At 72.8% G+C, this 5,273-nt stretch carries 5 protein-coding genes; all 5 read right to left on the bottom strand.

Translation table 11 applies throughout. The annotated features are described in order from the left end of the window. Positions 1-50: 50 nt before the first annotated feature. On the bottom strand, positions 51-1,007 hold the full coding sequence (locus tag EF918_RS31875) for a serine protease (protein ID WP_125652399.1): 957 nt from the start codon (positions 1,005-1,007) through the stop codon (positions 51-53). A 204-nt stretch (positions 1,008-1,211) separates the two neighbouring features. After that, the gene (locus EF918_RS31870) at positions 1,212-2,177 is read right to left on the bottom strand and encodes a YeiH family protein (protein ID WP_260610850.1); all 966 of its coding nucleotides are present in this window, start codon (positions 2,175-2,177) and stop codon (positions 1,212-1,214) included. A gap of 83 nt (positions 2,178-2,260) precedes the next feature. Then, entirely contained in the window at positions 2,261-2,773 is a 513-nt protein-coding gene (locus tag EF918_RS31865) for a cysteine dioxygenase family protein (RefSeq protein WP_260610851.1), read from the bottom strand. A gap of 245 nt (positions 2,774-3,018) precedes the next feature. Further along, on the bottom strand, positions 3,019-3,924 hold the full coding sequence (locus tag EF918_RS31860; RefSeq protein ID WP_125652396.1) for a LysR family transcriptional regulator: 906 nt from the start codon (positions 3,922-3,924) through the stop codon (positions 3,019-3,021). Between the two features lie 90 nt (positions 3,925-4,014). Further along, a partial coding sequence (locus EF918_RS31855; protein ID WP_125652395.1) for a S1C family serine protease occupies positions 4,015-5,273 on the bottom strand: 1,259 nt, incomplete at its 5' end.

Here is a 5,273-nt window from a genome sequence, read left to right as displayed (position 1 = left end):
GGTACAGAGTACCGGGCGGGGCGGGTGGGCGGGGGAGCGTTCCTGCTGGTTCAGGAGGTCGCGGCCTTGTCGTAGGTGGCCTTCACCTCGTTGCCGAAGTACGGGCCGTACATGCGGTTCGGTAGGAACGTGTAGCCGAAGCTGTTCACCGAGACCTGGTTGCCCAGACCCGTGGACTCGTTGAAGTCCTGGAACCAGGGGCCGCCGCTGGAGCCGCCCGTCATGTTGCAGCCGAGGCTGTGGTCCTTGGTGAGGAGGAAGTCCTTGCCCGAGTTGCCGCTGCAGTAGACCAGCTTGGTGCCGTCGTACGGGGCCGCGGCCGGGAAGCCGAAGGCGTACATCCGCTTGTTGTAGCCGCCGTTGAACGTGATGCCCTGGGCGCCGACGACCTCGCTGAGCTTCTTGCCGTTCTGCGGGGCGACCACCGCGAAGCCGACGTCGAAGTTCATGTCCTCGCCGGCGGCCCACTGGTCCGTGGCGGAGGTCTTCGTCGCCGACCACTGGCCGTAGGGCGCGTTGCCGTTGTCGTACGCCGGCACGAAGATCCAGTTGGTGTGCCAGCTGCCCTGGTACTTCACGCAGTGGCCGGCCGTGATGACGGTGCTGCCGTTGGCGCTGGAGATCGAGTCGCCGGAGCAGGACGCCGTACGGTCGCCGAAGGTGAAGAACACCCGGCCCGAGGTCCGCACCACCGCGCCGCCGCCCGTCCACGCCCCGCCGGCCTGCGGGAACGCGGTCGGTGAGGCCGCCGCGGTCGGGGCCACGGTGGTGGGCGTGCCGGTGGTGGCCACGGCCCGGCCCCCCGCGCCCGGGGCGGCCGTGAGGTCCAGCGGGGTGGCGGCGCGCATGCGCTCGGGGGTCCAGAAGCCCTGGGTCTGCGACGGGCGGAACGACGCCCCGCCCTCGGACGCCGTGGCGGCGACCGAGGGGGCCGCGGCCGTGAGGACACCGGCGACGAGGGCTCCTGCGGCCAGCAGGACGGACGCGGCCGTGCGATGACGATTCACGCATGACTCCTTCTGCCGTGCCCTGGGCCGGTCCGGCCCGGGCAGGGTGGGGGTGAAGTGCTGTCGGTGCGGATCGGATCGATCTGGTGCGCTTGTCCCGGGCACTGTGGCACGCGCGGAATGGACTGTCATGCTCTCGTCAGAGCGGGTTCTCGTTGCGGCCGGATTGCGGCGCAGAAATGGCCGGCTTCCCGCCCTTCCGCGTCAGACCGTCAGCAGCACTCCCACGTAACTCACCCCGGCCACGACCACCCACGCGCCGAGCCCCAGCAGGGCGGCCCGGCCGCCCGTGCGGGCCAGGGTGGGCAGGTGGACGGCGCTGCCCAGGCCGAACAGGGCCGCCGCCAGCAGGGCCTCCTGGGCCGTGTGCGCCCAGTCCAGGGCCATGTCCGGGACCAGACCGGTCGCCCGGAACGCGGCCGCCGCCAGGAAGCCCGCCACGAACAGCGGCACCGGCGCCGGGCGCCGCCCGGAGGCCGTACGCTCCCCCCGCCGCCGGGCCCGCAGCGCGAAGGCCACGGCCGCCACCAGCGGCGCCAGCAGCGCCACCCGCATCAGCTTGACCAGCACCGCTTCGCCCAGCGCGGCCGGGCTGGCGGTCTGGGCCGTGGCCACCACCTGGCCGACGTCGTGGACGCTCGCCCCGACCCACCGGCCGAAGGCCTGGTCGGTGAGCCCCAACGGGTCCTGGAGCAGCGGCAGGACGGCGATGGCGAGGGTGCCGCAGAGGGTGACCAGGGCCACGGAGGACGCCACGTCCTCCTCGTCGCTGCCCGAGACCTCGCTGACCGCGCCGATCGCCGAGGCCCCGCAGATCGCGTAGCCGGTGGCGATGAGCAGCGGCTGGTCCCCGCGCAGGCCGAGCCGGCGCCCGAGCCACAGGGTGCCGAAGAAGGTCGCCGCCACCACGGCGAACACCATCGCCACGGTGGCCCAGCCGAGCCGCAGGACCTCCTGGAGCCCGAGGCCCAGCCCCAGCAGCACGATGCCGATCCGCATCAGCCGCCGCCCGGCCAGGGACAGGCCCGGGCGGGCGGTGCCCCGGACGAACGTACGGAGCCGGGGCAGATGGGCGGCGGCGATGCCCAGGACCACCGAGGCGGTCAGCATCGGCACGGCCGGTACCAGCCGGTGGACGCCCCAGGCGAGCAGGGCGCCTGCGGACGCCATGGCCAACCCCGGCCAGGGCAGGGGTGTTTCACGTGAAACAGGGCGAACCGGCGCAGCGGCCGAGGGCCGGTTGAGGAGGGCCATCAGTCCTCCGACAGCAGGTAGATCCGGCGGATGCTGCTGCCCAGGCGAGTGACGTCCGCGCCGTACACGTGGATCGATATCGCCGTCGTACCGCAGGAGTTGCGCACCTTGTGGATGTCCCCGGGCGGCGCGAAGCCCGCCACGTCCCCAAGGCCGTTGACCACCTCCGCGACGGCCCTCAGCCGGGCCCGGTCGGAGCCGGGGGCGAGCGCGTAGCGGACCTCGCTCTCCTCGCCCTGGTGGACTCCCGCCACGCACCACGAGACGTGGTCGTGGATACAGGTCTCCTGGCCGGGCAGCCACACCAGCGCGACCACCGAGAAGCTGCCGTCGCGCTCGGCGTGCAGCACGTGCTGGCGGTAGCAGGACGCGTCCCCCTCCTGCTGCTCCGGGGTGAGCAGGTCCTCAGCACCCAGGTGCGGCGCGAGGAGCTCCCCGACGCGCTCGGCGGTGAGGCCGGGCGCCAGGCCTCGGTCCACCACCGCACGGATCTCCTCGACGAGGGCGGACATCCTCGCCGTGGTGCGCGGTGCGGCAGCCGGGGCCGCGGAGGACGCCGTCGTGGTGGTCGCGGAACGATCCGGGAAGGTCGTGGTCATAACGGCAGCGTCCGCCGCCCGATCCATCACGTCCAACGACAGTATTCACCCGAACTGCCAAGCAGGGCTTATGGATCGGCGACAGGCGACAGGCGACGGGTACGGGTACGGGTACGGGTGGTGCGTGGGGCGCGGATGCGGGTGCGCCGGCCCTCGGCTCAGCAGCCGACCCGACGGGACGCCGCCTGCTGGAGTTCGGCGAGGACCACCGCCGTCGCCGGGATGCGCAGGTGGTCGCGGTAGACGTACGCGGAGATGTGCCGGCGCGCGGCCGGCTCCAGGGCCCGGCCGCAGACCCGGCTGAGCGAGAGCGAGGGCAGCACCAGGGCCGGCATCATCGCCACGCCCAGCCCCTGGGCGACCAGGCTCTGCACGACCAGGTTGTCGTCGGTCGCGAAGCGTATGTCGGGCACGAAACCCAGCTCGGCGCACTCGTGCAGCAGGTTCGCCCGGCAGCGCGGGCAGCCGGCGATCCAGCGCTCCTCGGCGAGGTCGGCGAGCTGCACGGCCCGCCGGCGGGCCAGTGGGTGCCCGGTCGGCAGCAGCACCGTGAGCTGGTCCTCCAGCAGCCTCACCTCGGTGACGTCGTCCGGGACCTCCTCGTGGAGGCCGGGATAGGTGAAGGCGAGGGTGATGTCGCACTCGCCCTGCTGGAGGCGGCGCAGGGACTCCGGAGGTTCGCACTCCAGCAGTTCGACCTGCACCCCGGGGTGGTCCTTGTCCAACCCGCTGAGGGCCTCCGGGACCAGGGTGACGTTGGCGCTGGGGAACCCGCACAGCCGTACCCGGCCGGTCCGCAGCCGCGCGTACGCCTTCATCTGGGCCTGGGCCTCGGTCAACGAGCCGAGGATCGTCTCGGCGTGCCGGGCCAACGAGGTCCCGGCCTCGGTGAGCTGCATCCGGCGTCCGACCCGGGTGAACAGGGGGGTGCCGACGGCGCGTTCGAGCGCCTTCATCTGCTGGGTGATCGCGGGCTGGGTGTACCCCAGGATCCGGGCGGCAGCGGAGTACGACCCCGAGGTCACGACCTCGTGGAACGTCCGTATGTGCCGCGAATCGAACACATGGGAAGCATAAGCGGACGTTGGGAGGGGCCGTAGGCGCAATCGCGCCTACGGCCCCTCACCATCGAGCCACCCGCCGTTGGCCGTCCGTTACTTGTCGCCCACCCGCGAGGCGAGCGTGACGTCGACCGTGGTCGGCTTGCCGCCGCGCTCGTAGGTCAGCTTCACCGTGTCGCCCGGCTTGTAGGTCCAGATCTCACTGATCAGGGTCGGGCCGCTGTCGATCCGCTTGCCGCCGAACTCGGTGATCACGTCGCCGGGCCGCAGGCCCGCCTTGCCGGCCGGGCCGTTCGGGTCGACCAGCTCGTTGGCCGCGGCGCCGCCGTCGGAGATCTTGGCGCCGTCCACCTTGGCCTGGAGGTCGACGGAGACCTGGAGGACGGGGTAGACCGGCTTGCCGGTCTTGATCAACTGGTCGGCGACGTTCTTCGCCTGGTTGATCGGGATGGCGAAGCCGAGGCCGATGGAGCCGGCCTGGCCGCCGCCGAAGCCGCCGTTGCCCGCGGACTGGATCGCGGAGTTGATGCCGATGACCGCGCCACGGCCGTCGAGCAGCGGGCCGCCGGAGTTGCCGGGGTTGATCGAGGCGTCGGTCTGCAGGGCGCTCATGTAGGAGTTGTTGTTGCCGCTGCCGTCGCCGGAGGCGACCGGGCGGTTCTTGGCGCTGACGATGCCGGTCGTGACCGTGTTCGACAGGCCGAAGGGGGCGCCGATGGCGATGGTCGCGTCGCCGACCGCCACCTTGTCGGAGTCCGCGAGCACCAGCGGGACGAGCTCGGCCGGCGGGTTCTTGAGCTTGAGGACGGCGACGTCGTAGCCCTGGGCCCGGCCGACGACCTCGGCCTCGTACTCCTTGCCGTTCGAGAAGGTGGCGGAGAGCTTGCCGCCGTTGGCGGCGGAGGCGACCACGTGGTTGTTGGTGAGGATGTGGCCCTGCTGGTCGTAGACGAAGCCGGTGCCGGTGCCGCCCTCGCCGTCACCCGCCCGCGCCTTGATCGTGACCACGCTCGGCAGCGCCTTGGCGGCCAGGCCCGCCACCGAGCCGGGCTCGCGCTTGAGGTCGCGCGGGCTGTCGCCGGCGCTGACCGTGGTGGAGCCGAAGGTGCCGTTGTTCTTCGCGAGCTGGTAGCCCACACCGCCGCCGACGCCGCCGGCGAGCAGCGCCGCCGCGAGGACGGCAGCGACCAGGCCGCCCTTGCCGGACCTCCTGGGCTTGGCCCCGGCGCCGTCGGTGGTCAGCGGTGTCCCCCAGCCGGTGCCGCCGTGGCCGCCCGCGCCGTACGCCGGGACGACGGGCGGGGGCGGCGGCCAGCCGCCGGCGCCGTGCGCGGCGGGGGCCCCGTGCGCGG

It is taken from the genome of Streptomyces sp. WAC06614, from assembly GCF_003949795.1.
GTDB lineage: Bacteria > Actinomycetota > Actinomycetes > Streptomycetales > Streptomycetaceae > Streptomyces.
Note: the sequence above shows the minus strand (reverse complement) of the source record. Positions and strands in the feature narration are given on the sequence as shown.